A 19283-nucleotide genomic window follows, 5' to 3' on the forward strand; every position below is an offset into this window, starting at 1 on the left:
AGGGCGACCGAAGACGCAACGCGGGTAGATGGCTAAGCGCCATCGAATTTGATGTTAGCCGACTAACGGTATGGCTGCGGGTTATGTGGGGATAATCCTCATCTGTCGCTGGATTGTTACAGGCATAAAAAAACCCGCATCTCTGCGGGTTTCTTCAAGCAACTACCAACGGATCAGTTGACCTTGGCAGCCAGCTCGCCTTTCAGGTAACGCTGGAACATGCCTTCCAGGGAGATCGGCTTGATCTTCGAGGCATTGCCGGCGGTGCCGAAGGCTTCGTAGCGGGCGATGCACACGTCACGCATGGCCTTGACGGTTTCACCGAAGAACTTGCGTGGGTCGAACTCGCTCGGGTTCTGCGCCATCAGGCGACGCATGGCGCCGGTGGAGGCCAGGCGCAGGTCGGTGTCGATGTTGACCTTGCGCACGCCGTGCTTGATGCCTTCAACGATTTCTTCGACCGGTACGCCGTAGGTCTCTTTGATGTCGCCGCCGTACTGGTTGATGATCGCCAGCCACTCTTGCGGTACCGAAGAGGAACCGTGCATCACCAGGTGGGTGTTGGGGATGCGCTTGTGGATTTCCTTGATGCGGTCGATCGCCAGCACGTCGCCGGTAGGCGGCTTGGTGAACTTGTAGGCGCCGTGGCTGGTGCCGATGGCGATGGCCAGGGCATCGACCTGGGTCTTCTTGACGAAGTCGGCCGCTTCTTCAGGGTCGGTCAGCATCTGGCTGTGATCGAGCACGCCTTCGGCGCCGATGCCGTCTTCTTCACCGGCCATGCCGGTTTCCAGCGAACCCAGGCAGCCCAGCTCGCCTTCAACCGAAACGCCGCAGGCGTGGGCCATGGCAACGGTCTGCTGGGTAACACGGACGTTGTACTCGTAATCGGTCGGGGTCTTGCCGTCTTCACCGAGCGAGCCGTCCATCATGACCGAGCTGAAGCCCAGCTGGATGGAGCGCTGGCACACGTCAGGGCTGGTGCCGTGGTCCTGGTGCATGCACACCGGAATGTGCGGGAACTCTTCGATGGCCGCCAGGATCAGGTGGCGCAGGAAGGGAGCACCGGCGTATTTGCGGGCACCGGCGGAGGCCTGGACGATGACCGGAGAGTCGGTCTTGTCGGCGGCTTCCATGATGGCGCGCATCTGCTCGAGGTTGTTGACGTTGAAAGCTGGGACGCCGTAACCGAACTCGGCGGCGTGGTCCAGCATCTGGCGCATGCTAATGAGTGCCATGGTGTATCTCTCTCCCGACAAGCGTCGTTTGTTTCGTGCAAGCCTGCCGCAGGGGCGGTTGCTGTTCAAGTAGTGTGGGCCACCGTGGCGGCCCGGCCAGTCACGGTGCCTTGCAGCCCCGCCCAATCAGATCGTTGGTCGCCACCCAGTACACCAGGCCTTCCTGGCCCTTGGTGTGGAAGGCCAGCACGCCATCGCTGTACAGCGCGCCCGAGGCGCCCGGCTCGGACTTGAGCCGGTAGACCTGGTCGCCGCCGCCAAGGCGCACGTCGACCGCATCCTGTTTCACATCGGCGAAGCGCCACAGCACCTCGGCCTGGCTGTCGCAGACCCAACGGGTCCAGTTGTCCGCCACCGGGGCGGGTGCCGGCTGCAACAGCGAGCAGCCTGCCAGGGTCGCCAGGGCCAGTGCGGCCAGAAGCGCTTTCATCCTAAAACCTCGTCATGGGCCCGCTGCGCGGCCCTTCGCGGGTAAACCCGCTCCCACAAGGTCAGTGCATGCCCTGTGGGAGCTGGATTACCCGCGAAGGGCTGCGCAGCAGCCCCTCTTCCAAGACCACGAAAGCCAGGCTTGGTTGCCTGCCGCCCGATCAAGGGCAGCCCGGCGCCTTGCGCTGGTGCTCGTCGTCATACTTTTCCAGGCCGTCCGGGCCCAGGCGCTTGTTGATCACCGGTACCGTCTCGGCCTGCCACTGGGACTGATAGCAGCCGCCCTTGTGGCTCTGCGACGGCTCGCCGTCCGCGCCCTTGTCGCTGGCGCAGGCGCCCAGCAGCAAGGCCACGATCATCACAGGCAATTGCTTGACCATCAGGTCGCTCCCTTTGCCAGGCGCCTTCGTGCTCAGGCCTTGGCCCGCTCTTCGAGAATCGCCACAGCCGGCAGCACCTTGCCCTCGACGAATTCGAGGAACGCGCCGCCACCGGTAGAAATGTAGGAGATATCCGCGCCGACACCATATTTGTCGATGGCGGCCAGGGTGTCGCCACCACCGGCGATGGAGAACGCGGCGCTGTCGGCGATGGCCTGGGCCAGCACCTTGGTGCCGTTGCCGAACTGGTCGAACTCGAACACACCGACCGGGCCGTTCCACAGGATGGTCTGCGACGACTTCAGCAGCTCGGCGAAGTTGGCCGCGGTCTGTGGGCCGATGTCGAGGATCATGTCGTCAGCCGCCACGTCGGCAATCGCCTTGACGGTTGCTTCGGCGCTTTCGGCGAATTCCTTGGCGACCACCACGTCGACCGGCAGCGGCACATTGACCTTGGCGGCGATAGCCTTGGCGGTATCGACCAGGTCGGCTTCGTACAGCGACTTGCCCACCGGATGACCGGCAGCGGCGAGGAAGGTGTTGGCGATGCCGCCGCCGACGATCAGCAGGTCGCACACGCTGCTCAGGCTGTTCAGCACGTCCAGCTTGGTCGACACCTTGGAGCCGGCGACGATGGCGGCCATTGGCTTGGCCGGGGCCTTCAGGGCCTTGCCCAAGGCGTCCAGCTCGGCGGCCAGCAGCGGGCCGGCAGCGGCGACCTTGGCGAACTTGGCGACGCCGTGGGTGGAGCCTTCGGCGCGGTGAGCAGTGCCGAAAGCGTCCATCACGAACACATCGCACAGGGCAGCGTACTGCTGCGCCAGCTCGTCGGCGTTCTTCTTCTCGCCCTTGTTGAAGCGCACGTTTTCGAACAGCACCAGGTCACCGGCCTGCACTTCGACACCGTCGAGGTAGTCGGCAACCAGCGGTACTTCGCGGCCCAGAGCCTTGCTCAGATAGTCGGCGACCGGCTTGAGGCTGTTCTCGGCCGAGAACTCGCCTTCGGTCGGGCGGCCCAGGTGCGAGCAGACCATTACCGCCGCGCCCTTCTCCAGGGCCAGCTTGATGGTCGGCAGCGCGGCCAGGATACGCGCATCGCTGGCAACCACACCGTCCTTCACAGGCACGTTGAGGTCTTCGCGGATCAGTACGCGCTTACCTTGCAGGTCGAGGTCGGTCATCTTCAACACGGTCATGAATGCAGTCCTTCAGGGCTGTTTGCTGCGGGTGGGGTGGACGACGTGCAGATAGTGTTCGGCAACGTCGAGCATACGGTTGGCGAACCCCCATTCGTTGTCGAACCAAGCCAGCAGGTTCACCAGGCGGGGGCCGGAAACGCGGGTCTGGCTGGCATCGACGATGGCCGAATGCGGGTCATGGTTGAAATCACAGCTGGCGTGGGGCAGCTCGGTGTAGGCCAGCAAGCCTTTGAGCGGGCCATCCAGGGCGGCCTCGCGCAGCACCCGGTTGACCTCGGCCGCGCTGGTGTCGCGGGCGGTCTGCAGGGTGATGTCCAGGCACGACACGTTGACGGTCGGCACGCGTACCGCTTTGGCCTGAATTCGCCCGGCAAGTTCCGGCAGCAGGCGTTCGATGCCGCGCGCAAGCCCGGTGGACACCGGGATCACCGACTGGAACGCCGAACGGGTGCGGCGCAGGTCTTCGTGGTGATAGGCGTCGATCACCGGCTGGTCGTTCATCGCCGAGTGAATCGTGGTGATCTGCACATACTCGATGCCGAAGGCCTGGTCCAGCACCCGCAGCAGCGGCACGCCGCAGTTGGTGGTACAGGAGGCGTTCGACACCAGCAGCTCACTGCCGGTCAGGCAATCCTGATTCACCCCAAAGACCACCGTGGCATCGACGTCGGCCTCGCTGGCCATGGGCTGCGAGAACAGCACGCGCGGCGCACCGGCATCGAGGAAGCGCTGGCCGTCGGCGCGGGTGTTGTAGGCGCCGGTGCACTCGAGCACCAGGTCGATGCCCAGGGCGCCCCAGTCGATGCCTTCGGGGGTGGCACTGCGCAGCACTTTCACGCAGTCGCCATTGATATGCAGACAGTCGCCATCGACCTTCACCTCACCGGGGAAACGCCCGTGGGTGGAGTCGAAGCGAGTCAGGTATTCCAGGCTGGCCTGGTCGGCCAGGTCGTTCAGTGCAACGATCTCGAAACCGGCCTTCGCCCCACGCTCGAACAGTGCGCGCAGGACACAGCGGCCGATGCGGCCGTAACCGTTGAGTGCAACTTTGTAGGGACGCGGGTGGGGCATTCGATACTCACGTGGCAAGTGCGTTGAACGACCATCGCGGGGCAAGCCCGCTCCCACAAGGCACCGGGATGCCTTGTGGGAGCGGGCTTGCCCCGCGATCAGGTGGGAGGCACATGGCCTCCCGGATACATCAGTCTTCCAGCAGCTCTTCAGCGGTACCCAGGATGTTGTCCAGGGTGAAGCCGAATTCTTCGAACAGCGCGGCAGCCGGCGCCGACTCACCGTAGGTGGTCATGCCGATGACGCGGCCTTCGAGGCCGACGTACTTGTACCAGAAGTCCGCGTGAGCAGCTTCGATGGCGATACGCGCGCCCACTTGCAGCGGCAGTACCGACTGCTTGTAGGCAGCGTCCTGGGCGTCGAACACGCTGGTGCTCGGCATCGACACCACGCGGACCTTGCGGCCCTGCTCGCTCAGCTTGTCGAACGCCTGAACAGCCAGGCCCACTTCGGAACCGGTGGCGATCAGGATCAGCTCAGGCTCGCCGGCGCAGTCCTTGAGCACGTAACCGCCACGGGCGATGTCGGCGATCTGCTGGGCGTCGCGGTTCTGGTGCTGCAGGTTCTGGCGCGAGAAGATCAGCGCCGACGGGCCGTCCTTGCGCTCCAGGGCGCACTTCCAGGACACCGCGGATTCGACCGCGTCGGCAGGGCGCCAGGTGTCCAGGTTCGGCGTGCTGCGCAGGCTGGTCAGCTGCTCGATCGGCTGGTGAGTCGGGCCGTCTTCGCCCAGGCCGATGGAGTCGTGGGTGTAGACGTGGATCACCCGCTGCTTCATCAGTGCCGACATGCGCACGGCGTTGCGGGCGTACTCCATGAACATCAGGAAGGTGGCGCCGTAAGGGACCAGGCCGCCGTGCAGGGCAACGCCGTTCATGATCGCGGTCATGCCGAATTCGCGCACGCCGTAATACATGTAGTTGCCGCTGGCATCTTCAGCGCTGACGCCCTTGCAACCCTTCCACAGGGTCAGGTTGGAACCGGCCAGGTCAGCCGAACCACCGAGGAACTCTGGCAGCAGCGGGCCGAACGCATTGAGGGTGTTCTGGCTGGCTTTACGGCTGGCGATGGTTTCGCCCTTGGCCGCGACTTCGGCGATGTAGGCAGCCGCTTTCTCGGCGAAGTCCGCCGGCAGCTCGCCGCTCAGGCGACGCTTGAGCTCGCTGGCCAGTTCAGGGAAGGCGCCGGCGTAGGCAGCGAAGCGCTGGTCCCACTCGGCTTCGACCTTGGCGCCCTGGGCCTTGGCATCCCACTCGGCGTAGATGTCGGCGGGGATTTCGAACGGGCCGTGGTTCCAGTTCAGTTCCTTGCGGGCCAGGGCGATTTCGTCGTTGCCCAGCGGTGCGCCGTGGCAGTCTTCCTTGCCCTGCTTGTTCGGCGAGCCGAAGCCGATGATGGTCTTGCAGCAGATCAGGGTCGGACGCTCGCTCTTGCGTGCGGTGTCGATCGCGGTGCGGATCTCGTCGGCGTCATGGCCGTCGACGTTGCGGATCACCAGCCAGCCGTAGGACTCGAAGCGCTTCGGCGTGTCGTCGGTGAACCAGCCTTCCACTTCGCCGTCGATGGAGATGCCGTTGTCGTCATAGAAGGCAACCAGCTTGTTCAGGCCCAGGGTGCCGGCCAGCGAGGCGACTTCGTGGGAGATACCTTCCATCATGCAGCCGTCGCCGAGGAACACGTAGGTGTTGTGGTCGACGATGTTGTGGCCTTCACGGTTGAACTGGGCGCCCAGCACTTTTTCCGCCAGGGCGAAGCCCACGGCGTTGGCCAGGCCCTGGCCCAGCGGGCCGGTGGTGGTTTCGACGCCAGGGGTGTAACCGAACTCCGGGTGGCCCGGGGTGCGGCTGTGCAGCTGACGGAACGCCTTGAGGTCGTCGATGGTGACGTCGTAGCCGGTCAGGTGCAGCAGCGAATAGATGAGCATCGAGCCGTGGCCGTTGGACAGCACGAAGCGGTCACGGTCGGCGAAGTTCGGGTTGCTCGGGTTGTGCTTCAGGTAGTCGCGCCAAAGCACTTCGGCGATATCCGCCATGCCCATGGGGGCACCTGGGTGGCCGCTGTTGGCCTTTTGCACGGCATCCATGCTGAGGGCACGAATGGCGTTGGCACGTTCACGACGGCTGGGCATCGCTGAGTCTCCTGGGGCTTGAATAGATAGTGAAACGAAAAAAGGCGGCCATTTTCGCCCACTGGGGGTGCCGGGGGCAATGACGGATGGTCGCAGTCGGGCATTTTTCCTGTGTTTGGCTGGGTATTCAGGTGAAAACAGCGGGAACCGTGTGGACTTCTTCGCGGGTAAACCCGCTCCCACAGGTAACGCGCTGGCCTGTGGGAGCGGGTTTACCCGCGAAGAAGCCCACGCCTCTCTCCGCCCATCAGCCAATATCAAAACTTTTTGATATTGCTATTGCGACGACAGCATCGCCTGTCTAGACTCGCGCCCCATGAATCTTCATGCGCCCATTCCCGTTCAACGCAGCGACACGCTGGCCGCCTTGTGCAAGGCCAGCGGCGATCCGTTGCGCCTGAACGTGCTGCGCGCACTGGCCAACGACTCGTTCGGCGTGCTGGAACTGGCGCAGATCTTCGACATCGGCCAATCCGGCATGAGCCACCACCTCAAGGTGCTGGCCCAGGCCGAGCTGGTGGCGACCCGCCGCGAAGGCAACGCGATCTTCTACCGCCGCGCGCTGCCCGGCGGGCGCCTGCATGCCGCCCTGCTCGACGAGGTCGATGAACTGGCCCTGGCGCAGGACGTGCAGACCCGCATCGCCCAGGTCCAGCAACGCCGTGCTGCCACCAGCCAGGATTTCTTCCTGCGCGTGGAAGAGAAGTTTCGCGCCCAGCAAGACCTGATCGCCGGCCTGCCGCAGTACCGCGAAAGCCTGCTGACGCTGCTCGACAAGCTGAGCTTCGCGCCCACCGCCAGCGCGCTGGAAGTCGGCCCCGGCGATGGCGGTTTCCTGCCGGACCTGGCGCAGCGCTTCGCTCAGGTCACGGCCATGGACAACAGCCCGACCATGCTCGACCTGGCCCGTCAGGTCTGCGAGCGCGACGGGTTGAGTAACGTAAACCTGCAGTTGGCCGATGCACTGGGTGCAACGGATGTGGAAGCCGACTGCGTTGTGCTGAACATGGTCCTGCACCATTTCAGCGACCCGGCCCTGGCCCTGCGCCTGCTGGCCAAACGGGTGAAGGCGGGCGGCAGCCTGCTGGTCACCGAGCTGTGCAGCCATGACCAGGGGTGGGCGCGCGATGCCTGCGGCGATCTCTGGCTTGGTTTCGAGCAGGATGACCTGGCCCGTTGGGCCAATGCGGCGGGGCTGACCCACGGGGACAGCCTCTACGTTGGCTTGCGTAACGGTTTCCAGATCCAGGTCCGGCATTTCCAGCGGGCCGCTGGCGACACACACATCGGTACATTTTAGGAACCCCTCGAGATGAGCGAATACTCCCTTTTCACTTCCGAGTCCGTGTCCGAAGGGCATCCGGACAAGATCGCCGACCAGATCTCCGACGCAGTGCTGGATGCCATCATCACCCAGGACAAGTTCGCCCGCGTCGCGTGTGAAACCCTGGTCAAGACCGGTGTCGCCATCATCGCCGGCGAAGTCACCACTTCGGCCTGGGTCGACCTGGAAGACATCGTGCGCAAGGTCATCGTCGACATCGGCTACAACAGCTCCGACGTCGGCTTCGATGGCGCCACCTGCGCCGTGATGAACATCATCGGCAAGCAGTCGGTGGACATCGCCCAGGGCGTTGACCGCAGCAAGCCGGAAGACCAGGGTGCCGGCGACCAGGGCCTGATGTTCGGCTATGCCAGCAACGAAACCGACGTGCTGATGCCAGCACCGATCTGCTTCTCGCACCGTCTGGTCGAGCGCCAGGCCGAAGCGCGCAAGTCCGGCCTGCTGCCGTGGCTGCGCCCCGATGCCAAGTCGCAGGTCACCTGCCGCTATGAAAACGGCAAGGTCGTCGGCATCGACGCCGTGGTCCTGTCCACCCAGCACAACCCTGAAGTGTCGCAAAAAGACCTGCAGGAAGCGGTGATGGAGCTGATCGTCAAGCACACCCTGCCAGCCGAGCTGCTGCACAAGGGCACCCAGTTCCACATCAACCCGACCGGCCAGTTCATCATCGGTGGCCCGGTGGGCGACTGCGGCCTGACCGGCCGCAAGATCATCGTCGACTCCTACGGCGGCATGGCCCGCCACGGCGGTGGCGCGTTCTCCGGCAAGGACCCGTCCAAGGTCGACCGCTCGGCCGCCTACGCTGGCCGCTACGTGGCCAAGAACATCGTCGCCGCAGGCCTGGCCGAGCGTTGCGAGATCCAGGTCTCCTACGCCATCGGCGTGGCCCAGCCGACCTCGATCTCGCTGAACACCTTCGGTACCGGCAAGATCTCCGACGACAAGATCGTCCAGCTGGTGCGCGAGTGCTTCGACCTGCGCCCGTACGCCATCACCACCATGCTCGACCTGCTGCACCCGATGTACCAGGAAACCGCTGCCTACGGTCACTTCGGCCGTACCCCGCAGCAGAAGACCGTCGGCGACGACACCTTCACCACCTTCACCTGGGAGCGCACCGACCGCGCCGGCGCCCTGCGCGCCGCTGCCGGCCTGTAAACCTCCTACGGCGGTACAGGAAGGCCCCTGCCGAGTGATCGGCAGGGGCCTTTTTCATGAAATACCGCCTGACAATCCGACGCGCCGCGGCTGCCCAGCCGCGCCTAGGCTGAGCATTCCCTTTCGCCACGCAAGGATGCCGGCCATGTCGCTCAGGATGTTGTTTGTTCTGCTGTACGCCTACCTCGCCCCGGCCAATGCCGAGCCCTGCCCCGACTGGAACACAACGCGCGCCCGTACTGAAGTCGCCCACCTGCGCCAGACCTTGGCCCACTGGGACGACCACTATCACCGCCAGGGCATTGCCCTTGTGGCGGACGAGCTCTATGACCAGAGCCGCCAGCAACTACTGACCCTGCAAACCTGTTTCAACCTGCCAGGCAGTGACAACCCGCTGGCCAGCGCACGCGGTCCGATCCCCCATCCTGTGCCGCATATCGGCGTCGACAAGCTGGCCGACGAGCAGGCTGTGCACAACTGGTTATTGGGCAAGAAAGACGTATGGATACAACCCAAGATCGATGGCGTGGCCGTGTCGCTGATCTTTCGCCAGGGCCGGTTAAGCCAGCTGCTCAGCCGCGGCGATGGCACCCAGGGGCATGACTGGAGCCGGCACATCCCCCGTTTGAACGGTGTCCTGCACGAGCTGCCACAGCCGCTGGACACGGTATTCCAGGGCGAGCTGTACTGGCGCCTCGAAGGCCATGTGCAGGCCGAGGCCGGCAGCGCCAACGCGCGCGGCATCGTTGCCGGGCTGCTGGCGCGCAAACAACTGAGCGATGTGCAGGGCGCCGGTATCGGCCTGTTCGTCTGGGACTGGCCGACTGGCCCGGACACCCAGGCCGAACGCCTGGCGCAGCTCGCAACGCTGGGGTTTGCCGACAGCCTGCGCCACAGCGTGGCGATCAGCACCTTTGAGGAGGCCGCACACTGGCGCCAGCACTGGTATCGCACTGCCCTGCCCTTCGCCACCGATGGCGTGATCCTGCGCCAGGACAGCCGGCCACCGGCCGAGCGCTGGCAAGCCCGCACGCCCTACTGGATCGCCGCCTGGAAGTACCCGTTCAGGCAGGCGCTGGCACAGGTACGCGGGGTGCATTTTCGCATCGGCCGCACCGGGCGCATCACCCCGCTGCTGCAGCTCGAACCGCTGCGCCTGGATGACCGGCAAATCAGCCAGCTCAGCCTGGGCTCGCTGACGCGCTGGCAGCAACTGGACATTCGCCCGGGCGACCAAGTGGCGGTGAGCCTGGCGGGCCTGACCATTCCACGCCTGGACAGCGTGGTGCACCGCAGCCCTCAGCGAACACCGGTAATCGCGCCAGACCCGGCCGAGCACCACGCACTGAGCTGCTGGCAGGCCAGCGAGCGTTGCCAGCAACAGTTTCTTGCCCGGCTGGCCTGGCTCAGCGGCAAGCAGGGGCTGAACATGCCTGGCACGGGGCCCGGCACCTGGCAGCGGCTGATCGACAGCGGGCGACTCACGACCCTGGCCGACTGGCTGGACCTCGACCGCGACACCCTGGCGACCCTGCCCGGCATTGCCCAGGCCCGCGCCGATCACTTGCAACACGCCTTCGCCCAAGCCCGCCAGCAGCCGTTCGAACGGTGGCTACGCGCCCTCGGCGTACCCGCCCCGGCCGCCCTCAAGCTTGGGCACGACTGGTCCACCCTGGCCTCCAGAAACATTGAGCAATGGCTTGCCGAGCCAGGCATCGGCCCTGGTCGGGCCACGCAATTGCGTGGCTTTTTCAACCATGAGCAGGTACAGGCCCTGGCCCTGCAACTGCGACAACATGCAATCGAGGGTTTCTAAATTTCGCTGTTCAGGGCAGCATTCCGCTTTCTGCTGCCCTGCCCCGAATGGAGCCCTTGATGAAACTGCTTTCGTCCCTCGCCCTGACCACCCTGCTGGGTTTCGTCGCCAGCCCGCTGATGGCTGCCGAAGAGCAGCCGGCGCTGACTGGATGCGCGGCCAAGCGTCAGGCCATCAGCGAACAGATCGAACAAGCCCGCGCCCATGACAACAAAGAGCAACTGGCCGGGCTGGAAACGGCCCTGGGCGAAGTGACCGAACACTGCACCGATGCCGGCCTGCGCAAGGAGCGCGAGCAGAAGGTGCTCGACGCCCGTCACGAAGTGAACCAGCGCACTAAAGACCTGGACAAAGCCATGAAGAAAGGCGACGCGGAGAAGATCAACAAGCGCAAGGACAAGCTCGCCGAGGCGAAGAAGGAACTGCAGGAAGCGGTGGACGAGCTGGAGCGCTAGCCGACCCGTCTCATGCAGGCACGAAGCGTTGTGGGAGCGGGCTTGCCCCGCGATGAGGCCATCGCGGGGCAAGCCCGCTCCCACAATGCCCCATGCTCATCTCAATGATTACGAAACTCGGTATGACAGGCCTTGCACGCCGCCTCGACCTTGTCCATCGGCCCTTTGAGCTGCGCGGCCTCCAACGGCTGGCGGCGAGTCACGTCCACCAGCTCGCCTGTGACCCCTTCCAGCTGCCGGGCCAGGTCGTGAAAACGCGCCTGCCGCTCCCAGACATCCGCCCGAGCACTGCTTTCGCCCCCGTCGCGCACCTGTGGAAAGTGCTGCCAGGGCTGGTGGGCAAGGCCATCGAGCTTCACCGCGCCATCGGCGAACTTCGCCCCGTCGAACGGCAGCCGGCCGCGCAGCATGCCGCCCAGGTCCTCGCTGGTCTTGAGCATCGCCTTGAAGATCGCCTTGCGCTGGCCCAGTGGCGAGTTGGGATCGACCTGGTCACAGGCGGTCAGGGCCAGGGCAGCCAGCAGTACTACGGACAATCGCTTGAACATCATGGTCTCTTCGGCCGGGAACAACGGGGCGCCAGTATCGCCGCCCATCGGCCAAAGACCAATAGCCACACAGAAAACAAGGGCGAATATTCATGTTCACCCCGCACAGGACCACGCTCATGACATCTGCATTGCGCCACCTTGCCTGGGCGCTTCCGGCCCTGGCCCTGCTGGCCGGCTGCAACGGCGGCGAAAACGCCAAGCCCGAACCCCACGCCATCGCCACCTACGCCCCGGCCACCTGGAAAGACCTGCCCGCAGTCAGCGACGAAGACCTGCTGGCCGGCTTCAACGCCTGGCGCAACGGCTGCGAGAAACTCAAGCGTGACCCAGTGTGGGCCCCTACCTGTGAAGCGGCCGGCACGGCGACGGCCAGCGCCGAGCAGGTGCGCACCTTCCTCGAACAGAACCTGCAGGTGTATGGCCTGCGCTCGGCCGAAAACAACGCCAACGGCCTGATTACCGGCTACTACGAGCCGGTCTACCCGGGCAGCCTGCAACGCACCGATGCGGCCCAGGTGCCGGTGTATGGCGTGCCTGAGGACATGATCGTGGTGGACCTGGCCAGCGTGTACCCCGAGCTCAAGGGCAAGCGCCTGCGCGGGCGCCTCGAAGGCCGCGTGCTCAAGCCCTACGACACCGCCCAGGTCATCAACCGCGACGGCACCAAGGCGCCGGTACTGGCCTGGCTGACCGACCCGATGGACCTGCAGTTCCTGCAAATCCAGGGCTCCGGCCGGGTGCAGCTGGACGACGGGCGCCAGTTGCGCCTGGGCTACGCCGACCAGAACGGCCACCCGTACCGGCCGATCGGCCGCTGGCTGGTGGAGCAGGGTCAGCTGAAAAAAGATGAGGTGACCATGGGCAGCATCCACAGCTGGGCCCAGGCCAACCCGCAACGGGTACCGGAGCTGCTGGCGAGCAACCCCAGCTACGTGTTCTTCAGCACCCGCCCGGACAGCAACGAAGGCCCGCGCGGCTCGCTCAACGTACCCCTGACCGCAGGCTACAGCGTGGCCATCGACCGCAAGGTGATCCCGCTGGGCAGCCTGTTGTGGCTGTCCACCACCCGCCCTGACGGCAGCCCGGTGGTACGCCCGGTAGGCGCACAGGACACCGGCGGCGCCATCACCGGCGAAGTGCGTGCGGACCTGTTCTGGGGCACTGGGCCCGAAGCCGGCGAGCTGGCGGGCAACATGAAGCAGCAGGGGCAGATCTGGATGTTGTGGCCCAAGGGTGTAGCGCTGCCCGAGGTGCCGAAGGTGCCTTGAGGGCCACATCGCGGGTCAAGCCCGCTCCCACAGGGATTGCCGATCATTGTGGGAGCGGGCTTGACCCGCGAAGAAGGTCACTCGGTCTCAGACCGACACGACAAAAAACGCCACGATCAAGGCCAGCCCGGCGAACCACACGATCGAGCGCAGCGCCGCCCAATCGGCCAGATAGCAGATGATGTAGAGCAACCGGCTGGTGATATACATCACGCCCAGCACGTCCTGGGTCACCTGCTCGGCGTTGCCGACGATATCCGCCACCAGCACCGCCGCAGCGAACGCCGGGAATGCCTCATAGCCGTTCTGCTGAGCGGCATGGGCCCGTCGCGGCAGCCCCGACAGCGTGTCGAGGAAGGCGCGCGGATCATGGTTGTCACGCAAGCCGAAGCGCCCGCTGCTCACTTTCGCGATCAACGCGCAGAGCGGCGGCAGGACCAGGGCAATCAGGATGCACCACAGGGCTACGGTCATGGACAGGACTCCTTGTTCAAAAATGATCGGTCAGAGCTTCATCACCAGCATGCCCGCCAGCACCAGCCCGCAAGCTAGGAGTCTCGGCCCGCCAAAAGGTTCTTTGAGGTAGCGCATGCCCAGCAGCACCACAAGGATCACGCTGAGCTCGCGCAACGCCGCCGCCTCGGCCACCGACCCCAGGTGCATGGCCCACAGCACCAGGGCATAGCTCAACAGCACGCACACCCCCACCGCCAGGCCCAGGCGCCACTGGGTGCGCCAGAACAGCATGAAGGGTGCACGCCGGGCAACGCCGGCCAGTAACGGAAAAGGCCAGGCGCTGAGCAGGGTCAGCCATACCAGGTAATCCAACGGTTTGCCCCACAGGCGCACCGCCTGGCCGTCGAACCAGGTGTAGCAGCCAATGCACAGGCCGATCAGCGCCACCACCGGCAGCATCGACCAGGGCAACCGGTCGCCGCCGCCGCCCTGCCACAGCAGGCAGGCCATGCCACAGGGGATCAGCAGGATGCCGATGATCTGCTGCTGGCTGAGCGACTCACCGGCGAACGCCAGGGTCAGCCCCAGCACCACCAGCGGCGACAGCCCGCGCATCAGAGGGTAGACCAGGCCCAGGTCACCGACCCGGTAGGCCTTGATCAGCAGCACGCGATACAGCTGCTCGGCCAGCGCCGAAGCCAGCAACCAAGGCCAGATCTCGCCCGGCGGAAAGTCGACGAAGGCCACGGCCAGCAGCGCGAACACCAGTGCCACCAGGTCCATGCTGGCGATCACCAGCAGGCGCTCGCCGCTGAATTTGATGAGGGTGTTCCAGGTGGCGTGCAGCAGGGCTGCGATCAGAACGAGGGAGGTTGCCAGCACGCCTTGAGATCCTTGTCTGTTTTATCTGGCGATCACTATATAGCCTGGTAAAGCGTTTGCCTCATCGCGGGTCAAGCCCGCTCCCACGATGACTGCGTGGGAGCGGGCTTGACCCGCGATGATCGGAACCATCCCGACAATTCAGGTCATAAGGTGTGTCCCGAGCGCCGTGCCAGATCATCCAAGAACTGCCCGAGCCATTCGGGTAACGACTTGGAAGCCACTGTCACAGGATTCAGGATGCTTGAATTAGTTGCCGCGTTTATCTGCCTCACCACCCTCCTCACCTATGTGAACTACCGCTTCATCGGCCTGCCACCCGCCATCGGCGTGATGGTCACGGCGCTGCTGTTCTCCCTGATGCTCCAGGGCCTGAGCCTGATCGGCTTCCCCGGCCTTGAAGAACGCGTCGAAGGGCTGATGAACCAGATCGACTTCAACGACCTGCTGATGCACTGGATGCTGGCGTTCCTGCTGTTTGCCGGCGCCCTGCACGTCAACCTTGCCGACCTGCGCAGCTACCGCTGGCCGATCGGCCTGCTGGCCACCGTCGGCGTGCTGATCGCCACCGTGGTGATCGGCTACCTGGCGCACTGGGTGTTCGGCCTGTTCGGCTGGAACGTGCCACTGATCTACTGCCTGCTGTTCGGTGCGCTGATCTCGCCGACCGACCCGATCGCCGTACTCGGCGCATTGCGTACCGCCAACGCGTCGAAACCGCTGAAGACCACCATCGTCGGCGAATCGCTGTTCAACGACGGCACCGCGGTGGTGGTGTTCACCGTGCTGTTGGGCATCATCCAGCTGGGCGAGACGCCGAGCGTTGCCGACACGGCCCTGCTGTTCGCCCGTGAAGCAATTGGCGGCGTGGTCTTCGGTGGCCTGATCGGCTATGCCACCTACCGCATGATCAAGAGCGTCGAGCAGTACCAGGTCGAGGTCATGCTGACCCTGGCGCTGGTGATCGGCGGCTCGGCGATGTGCTACGAACTGCACGTCTCGGCGCCGATCGCCATGGTGGTGGCCGGCCTGATCATCGGCAACCTGGGGCGCAACCTGGCGATGAACGACATGACCCGCCGTTACATGGACGGATTCTGGGAATTGATCGACGACATGCTCAACGCCCTGCTGTTCGCCCTGATCGGCCTGGAGCTGTTGCTGCTGCCGTTCAACTGGCTGCACCTGGCGGCAGGTGGCGTGCTGGCCGTGGCGGTACTGGCCTCGCGCCTGCTGACCGTGGCGCCGGCGATCGTGCTGCTGCGCCGCTGGCGCACGGTGCCGCAGGGCACCATTCGAGTGCTGACCTGGGGTGGATTGCGCGGAGGCGTTTCGGTGGCGTTGGCGCTGTCGTTGCCAATGGGTGAAGAGCGCGACCTGCTGCTGTCGATCACCTACATCGTGGTGTTGTCGTCGATCCTGATTCAAGGCCTGACGGTCGGCAAGGTGGTGAGCAGGGTCAGCACACAACCCGAGTAATAGCGTGGGAGCGGGCTTGCCCCGCGATAACGTCAGCACAGGCATCGATGTTGATCCTGCCGGCGCCATCGCGGGGCAAGCCCGCTCCCACAAAGACTCCAGCGCTTATTCCACCGCGGAGTCCGGGAACTGGTCCTGGATGTACTTGATCTCGGTGCGCCCATGGGCGGCCGGCAAGCCATCTTCACCCAGGTTGACGAAGACCATCTTGTCCACGGTCAGGATCGCCTTGCGGCTGATCTTGTTGCGCACTTCGCACTTGAGGGTGATGGAGGTGCGGCCAAACTCGGTGGCGGTGATGCCCAGTTCGATGATGTCGCCCTGGCGCGAGGCGCTGACAAAGTTGATTTCGGAAATGTACTTGGTCACCACACGCTGGTTACCCAGCTGGACGATGGCGTAGATCGCCGCTTCCTCGTCGATCCAGCGCAGCAGGCTGCCGCCGAACAGCGTGCCGTTGGGATTGAGGTCTTCGGGTTTTACCCATTTGCGGGTGTGAAAGTTCATCGTGACTCCTGACCTGCCAGTTAGACGTGCGGTAATGATGGCAGACCGGCGAGTCACGCTCCATTTACCATCGACTATCGTCGCGATTAATCGACAGAAAGTCTTGGGTGTGTCACACACGCACGGCTATAATCGCTGCCGATCAAAATGGCCCCCCGCAGCGGTGGCCATCCCGCCACCCGACCGAGGGGCGCTGCAGCAGGTTCGTCCTGTCAGGCTCGGTTGGGGCGTTGTCCGCCAAGCGGACGCTCAACGCACAACGGCGCCCATTCGCACACTACGAATGGAGGCTCTTCATGAGCGCTGTAAACACGCCTGCCGGCTTTGCCGATTTCAAAGTCGCCGACATCTCCCTGGCTGCCTGGGGCCGTCGCGAAACCATCATCGCCGAGTCGGAAATGCCTGCTCTGATGGGCCTGCGTCGCAAGTACCTGGCCGAGCAACCGCTCAAGGGTGCGAAGATCCTGGGCTGCATCCACATGACCATCCAGACCGCCGTGCTGATCGAAACCCTGGTTGCCCTGGGTGCCGAAGTGCGCTGGTCGTCCTGCAACATCTTCTCGACTCAAGACCAGGCCGCCGCTTCGATCGCTGCCGCCGGTATCCCGGTATTCGCCTGGAAAGGTGAAACCGAAGAAGAGTACGAGTGGTGCCTGGAGCAGACCATCCTGAAGGATGGCCAGCCATGGGACGCCAACATGATCCTCGACGACGGCGGCGACCTGACCGAACTGCTGCACAAGAAATACCCAGCCGTTCTGGACCGCGTCCACGGCGTGACCGAAGAAACCACCACCGGCGTTCACCGCCTGCTGGACATGCTGGCCAAGGGCGAGCTGAAAGTCCCGGCGATCAACGTCAACGACTCGGTCACCAAGAGCAAGAACGACAACAAGTACGGCTGCCGTCACAGCCTGAACGACGCCATCAAGCGTGGTACCGACCACCTGCTGTCGGGCAAGCAAGCCCTGGTGATCGGCTACGGTGACGTGGGCAAGGGCTCGGCCCAGTCCCTGCGTCAGGAAGGCATGATCGTCAAGGTCACCGAAGTCGACCCGATCTGCGCCATGCAAGCCTGCATGGACGGCTTCGAGCTGGTTTCGCCGTTCATCGACGGTAACAACGACGGCACCGAAGCGAGCATCGACAAGGCCCTGCTGGGCAAGATCGACCTGATCGTCACCACCACCGGTAACGTCAACGTCTGCGATGCCAACATGCTCAAGGCCCTGAAGAAGCGCGCCGTGGTGTGCAACATCGGCCACTTCGACAACGAAATCGACACCGCCTTCATGCGCAAGAACTGGGCCTGGGAAGAGGTCAAGCCGCAGGTGCACAAGATCCACCGCACCGGCGCTGGCGACTTCGACCCGCAGAACGACGACTACCTGATCCTGCTGGCCGAAGGCCGCCTGGTGAACCTGGGTAACGCCACCGGTCACCCAAGCCGCATCATGGACGGTTCGTTCGCCAACCAGGTACTGGCCCAGATCTTCCTGTTCGAGCAGAAGTACGCTGACCTGTCGGCCGAGAAGAAAGCCGAGCGCCTGACCGTCGAAGTACTGCCGAAGAAACTCGACGAAGAAGTAGCCCTGGAAATGGTCCGCGGCTTCGGCGGCGTGGTCACTAAACTGACCAAGCAGCAAGCTGACTACATCGGTGTGACCGTCGAAGGTCCGTTCAAGCCGCACGCCTACCGCTACTAAGCGGCAAGCTTGAAGCTGCAAGCGACAAGCAAAGGCAGAGCGTGCCGTTGCCGCTTGCAGCTTTCGCATCAAAGATCTTGAACGACGCCCAAGCCAGATCGGCCATCACCGGTTTGGCTTTTACTTGCAGCTTGCCACTTGAAGCTTGCTGCAAGCGGCAAGCTTGAAGCTGCAAGCGACAAGCAAAGGCAGACCGTGCCGTTGCCGCTTGCAGCTTTCGCATCAAAGATCTTGAACGACGCCCAAGCCAGATCGGCCATCACCGGTCTGGCTTTTACTTGCAGCTTGCCGCTTGAAGCTTGCTGCTTGAGGAACGAGTGATGTCACAAGAACGCCGCTACAGTTTCGAGTTCTTCCCCACCAAGACCGATGCCGGCCACGAAAAGCTGATGGGCGTCGCCCGCCAGCTGGCCAGCTATAACCCGGACTTCTTCTCCTGCACCTACGGTGCCGGGGGCTCCACCCGCGACCGCACGCTCAACACCGTGCTGCAGCTGGAAAGCGAAGTGAAGGTGCCCGCCGCCCCGCACCTGTCGTGCGTGGGTGACAGCAAGGACGACCTGCGTTCGTTGCTGGCCGAATACCAGGCCGCAGGCATCAAGCGCATCGTTGCCCTGCGTGGCGACTTGCCTTCGGGCATGGGCATGGCCAGCGGCGAGCTGCGTTACGCCAGCGACCTGGTCGAGTTCATCCGCCAGGAAACCGGCGATCATTTCCACCTGGAAGTGGCCGCATACCCGGAGATGCACCCACAGGCGCGCAACTTCGAGAACGATTTGGCCAATTTCGTGCACAAGGTCAAGGCCGGTGCCGACAGCGCCATCACCCAGTACTTCTTCAACGCCGACAGCTACTTCTACTTTGTCGAGCGCGTACAGAAGCTGGGCGTGGACATCCCGGTGGTGCCCGGCATCATGCCGATCACCAACTACAGCAAGCTGGCGCGCTTCTCCGACGCCTGCGGCGCCGAGATCCCGCGCTGGATCCGCAAGCAGCTGGAAGCCTATGCCGACGACACCGCCAGCATCCAGGCCTTCGGTGAAGAAGTGATCACCCGCATGTGCGAACAACTGCTGCAAGGCGGCGCACCGGGCCTGCACTTCTACACCCTGAACCAGGCCGAACCGAGCCTGGCGATATGGAACAACCTGAAGCTGCCGCGCTGAAAATCGTCGCCATGAAGAAGGCTTTGGCTTAGGCTAAAGCCTTCTTCAC

Annotated in this window: 19 protein-coding genes and 1 riboswitch; of the genes, 8 read left to right on the plus strand and 11 right to left on the minus strand. The window is 64.1% G+C overall.

Annotated elements, in window-relative coordinates; translation table 11 throughout:
* Positions 1 to 173 precede the first annotated feature (173 nt).
* The 6 genes from fba to tkt all read right to left on the minus strand — a co-directional run bounded on the left by fba (position 174) and on the right by tkt (position 6445).
* Positions 174 to 1238: a class II fructose-bisphosphate aldolase gene (fba, locus tag EJA05_RS25800; protein ID WP_008093958.1), complete on the minus strand. Its 1065-nt coding sequence runs from the start codon at positions 1236 to 1238 to the stop codon at positions 174 to 176.
* A 100-nt stretch (positions 1239 to 1338) separates the two neighbouring features.
* Positions 1339 to 1668, minus strand: a complete 330-nt coding sequence (locus tag EJA05_RS25805) for an MliC family protein (RefSeq protein ID WP_110994178.1) — start codon at positions 1666 to 1668, stop codon at positions 1339 to 1341.
* Positions 1669 to 1828: 160 nt separating this feature from the next.
* Positions 1829 to 2047 carry a hypothetical protein gene (locus tag EJA05_RS25810; protein ID WP_110994177.1) on the minus strand — a complete coding sequence of 73 codons (219 nt, stop codon included), beginning with the start codon at positions 2045 to 2047 and terminating at the stop codon, positions 1829 to 1831.
* A 32-nt stretch (positions 2048 to 2079) separates the two neighbouring features.
* Positions 2080 to 3243: a phosphoglycerate kinase gene (locus tag EJA05_RS25815; protein WP_125860737.1), complete on the minus strand. Its 1164-nt coding sequence runs from the start codon at positions 3241 to 3243 to the stop codon at positions 2080 to 2082.
* A gap of 12 nt (positions 3244 to 3255) precedes the next feature.
* Positions 3256 to 4317 carry an erythrose-4-phosphate dehydrogenase gene (gene epd / locus EJA05_RS25820; protein ID WP_110994175.1) on the minus strand — a complete coding sequence of 354 codons (1062 nt, stop codon included), beginning with the start codon at positions 4315 to 4317 and terminating at the stop codon, positions 3256 to 3258.
* A gap of 130 nt (positions 4318 to 4447) precedes the next feature.
* Positions 4448 to 6445: a transketolase gene (gene tkt / locus EJA05_RS25830; protein ID WP_125860741.1), complete on the minus strand. Its 1998-nt coding sequence runs from the start codon at positions 6443 to 6445 to the stop codon at positions 4448 to 4450.
* 316 nt (positions 6446 to 6761) lie between these two features.
* On the opposite strand from tkt, the gene EJA05_RS25835 reads away from it, so the two are divergent.
* From EJA05_RS25835 to EJA05_RS25850, 4 genes are all read left to right on the plus strand, one after another.
* Positions 6762 to 7745 carry an ArsR/SmtB family transcription factor gene (locus tag EJA05_RS25835; protein WP_125860743.1) on the plus strand — a complete coding sequence of 328 codons (984 nt, stop codon included), beginning with the start codon at positions 6762 to 6764 and terminating at the stop codon, positions 7743 to 7745.
* Positions 7746 to 7757: 12 nt separating this feature from the next.
* Positions 7758 to 8948, plus strand: a complete 1191-nt coding sequence (gene metK / locus EJA05_RS25840; RefSeq protein WP_125860745.1) for a methionine adenosyltransferase — start codon at positions 7758 to 7760, stop codon at positions 8946 to 8948.
* Positions 8949 to 9093: 145 nt separating this feature from the next.
* Positions 9094 to 10764 carry an NAD-dependent DNA ligase LigB gene (ligB, locus tag EJA05_RS25845; protein WP_125860747.1) on the plus strand — a complete coding sequence of 557 codons (1671 nt, stop codon included), beginning with the start codon at positions 9094 to 9096 and terminating at the stop codon, positions 10762 to 10764.
* 59 nt (positions 10765 to 10823) lie between these two features.
* On the plus strand, positions 10824 to 11219 hold the full coding sequence (locus EJA05_RS25850) for a DUF1090 domain-containing protein (protein ID WP_125465816.1): 396 nt from the start codon (positions 10824 to 10826) through the stop codon (positions 11217 to 11219).
* A 101-nt stretch (positions 11220 to 11320) separates the two neighbouring features.
* Here the strand turns inward: EJA05_RS25850 and EJA05_RS25855 are convergent, their stop codons facing one another.
* Entirely contained in the window at positions 11321 to 11767 is a 447-nt protein-coding gene (locus EJA05_RS25855; protein ID WP_125466261.1) for a c-type cytochrome, read from the minus strand.
* 119 nt (positions 11768 to 11886) lie between these two features.
* Here EJA05_RS25855 and mltA point away from each other — a divergent pair, with 119 nt between their 5' ends.
* Positions 11887 to 13038, plus strand: a complete 1152-nt coding sequence (mltA, locus tag EJA05_RS25860; RefSeq protein ID WP_125860748.1) for a murein transglycosylase A — start codon at positions 11887 to 11889, stop codon at positions 13036 to 13038.
* An 87-nt stretch (positions 13039 to 13125) separates the two neighbouring features.
* Here the strand turns inward: mltA and EJA05_RS25865 are convergent, their stop codons facing one another.
* On the minus strand, positions 13126 to 13512 hold the full coding sequence (locus EJA05_RS25865; protein WP_125860750.1) for an MAPEG family protein: 387 nt from the start codon (positions 13510 to 13512) through the stop codon (positions 13126 to 13128).
* A gap of 30 nt (positions 13513 to 13542) precedes the next feature.
* Positions 13543 to 14376 (minus strand): DMT family transporter, encoded by an 834-nt coding sequence (locus EJA05_RS25870; protein ID WP_125465819.1) that lies wholly within the window; start codon positions 14374 to 14376, stop codon positions 13543 to 13545.
* A gap of 240 nt (positions 14377 to 14616) precedes the next feature.
* On the opposite strand from EJA05_RS25870, the gene EJA05_RS25875 reads away from it, so the two are divergent.
* Positions 14617 to 15855 (plus strand): cation:proton antiporter, encoded by a 1239-nt coding sequence (locus EJA05_RS25875; RefSeq protein ID WP_125860752.1) that lies wholly within the window; start codon positions 14617 to 14619, stop codon positions 15853 to 15855.
* Between the two features lie 105 nt (positions 15856 to 15960).
* Here EJA05_RS25875 and EJA05_RS25880 read toward each other — a convergent pair whose 3' ends face one another.
* A complete protein-coding gene (locus EJA05_RS25880; protein WP_110994163.1) occupies positions 15961 to 16362 on the minus strand; it encodes an acyl-CoA thioesterase in 402 nt (133 codons plus the stop codon).
* A 179-nt stretch (positions 16363 to 16541) separates the two neighbouring features.
* A riboswitch (S-adenosyl-L-homocysteine riboswitch) is annotated at positions 16542 to 16637 on the plus strand.
* 21 nt (positions 16638 to 16658) lie between these two features.
* Here EJA05_RS25880 and ahcY point away from each other — a divergent pair.
* A complete protein-coding gene (gene ahcY, locus EJA05_RS25885) occupies positions 16659 to 18068 on the plus strand; it encodes an adenosylhomocysteinase (RefSeq protein WP_125860754.1) in 1410 nt (469 codons plus the stop codon).
* 68 nt (positions 18069 to 18136) lie between these two features.
* Here ahcY and EJA05_RS25890 read toward each other — a convergent pair whose 3' ends face one another.
* On the minus strand, positions 18137 to 18328 hold the full coding sequence (locus EJA05_RS25890) for a hypothetical protein (protein ID WP_125860756.1): 192 nt from the start codon (positions 18326 to 18328) through the stop codon (positions 18137 to 18139).
* 60 nt (positions 18329 to 18388) lie between these two features.
* On the opposite strand from EJA05_RS25890, the gene metF reads away from it, so the two are divergent.
* The gene (gene metF, locus EJA05_RS25895) at positions 18389 to 19234 is read left to right on the plus strand and encodes a methylenetetrahydrofolate reductase [NAD(P)H] (protein ID WP_125465823.1); all 846 of its coding nucleotides are present in this window, start codon (positions 18389 to 18391) and stop codon (positions 19232 to 19234) included.
* The last annotated feature ends 49 nt before the right edge of the window (positions 19235 to 19283 follow it).

This window comes from Pseudomonas oryziphila, from assembly GCF_003940825.1.
Lineage (GTDB): Bacteria > Pseudomonadota > Gammaproteobacteria > Pseudomonadales > Pseudomonadaceae > Aquipseudomonas > Aquipseudomonas sichuanensis.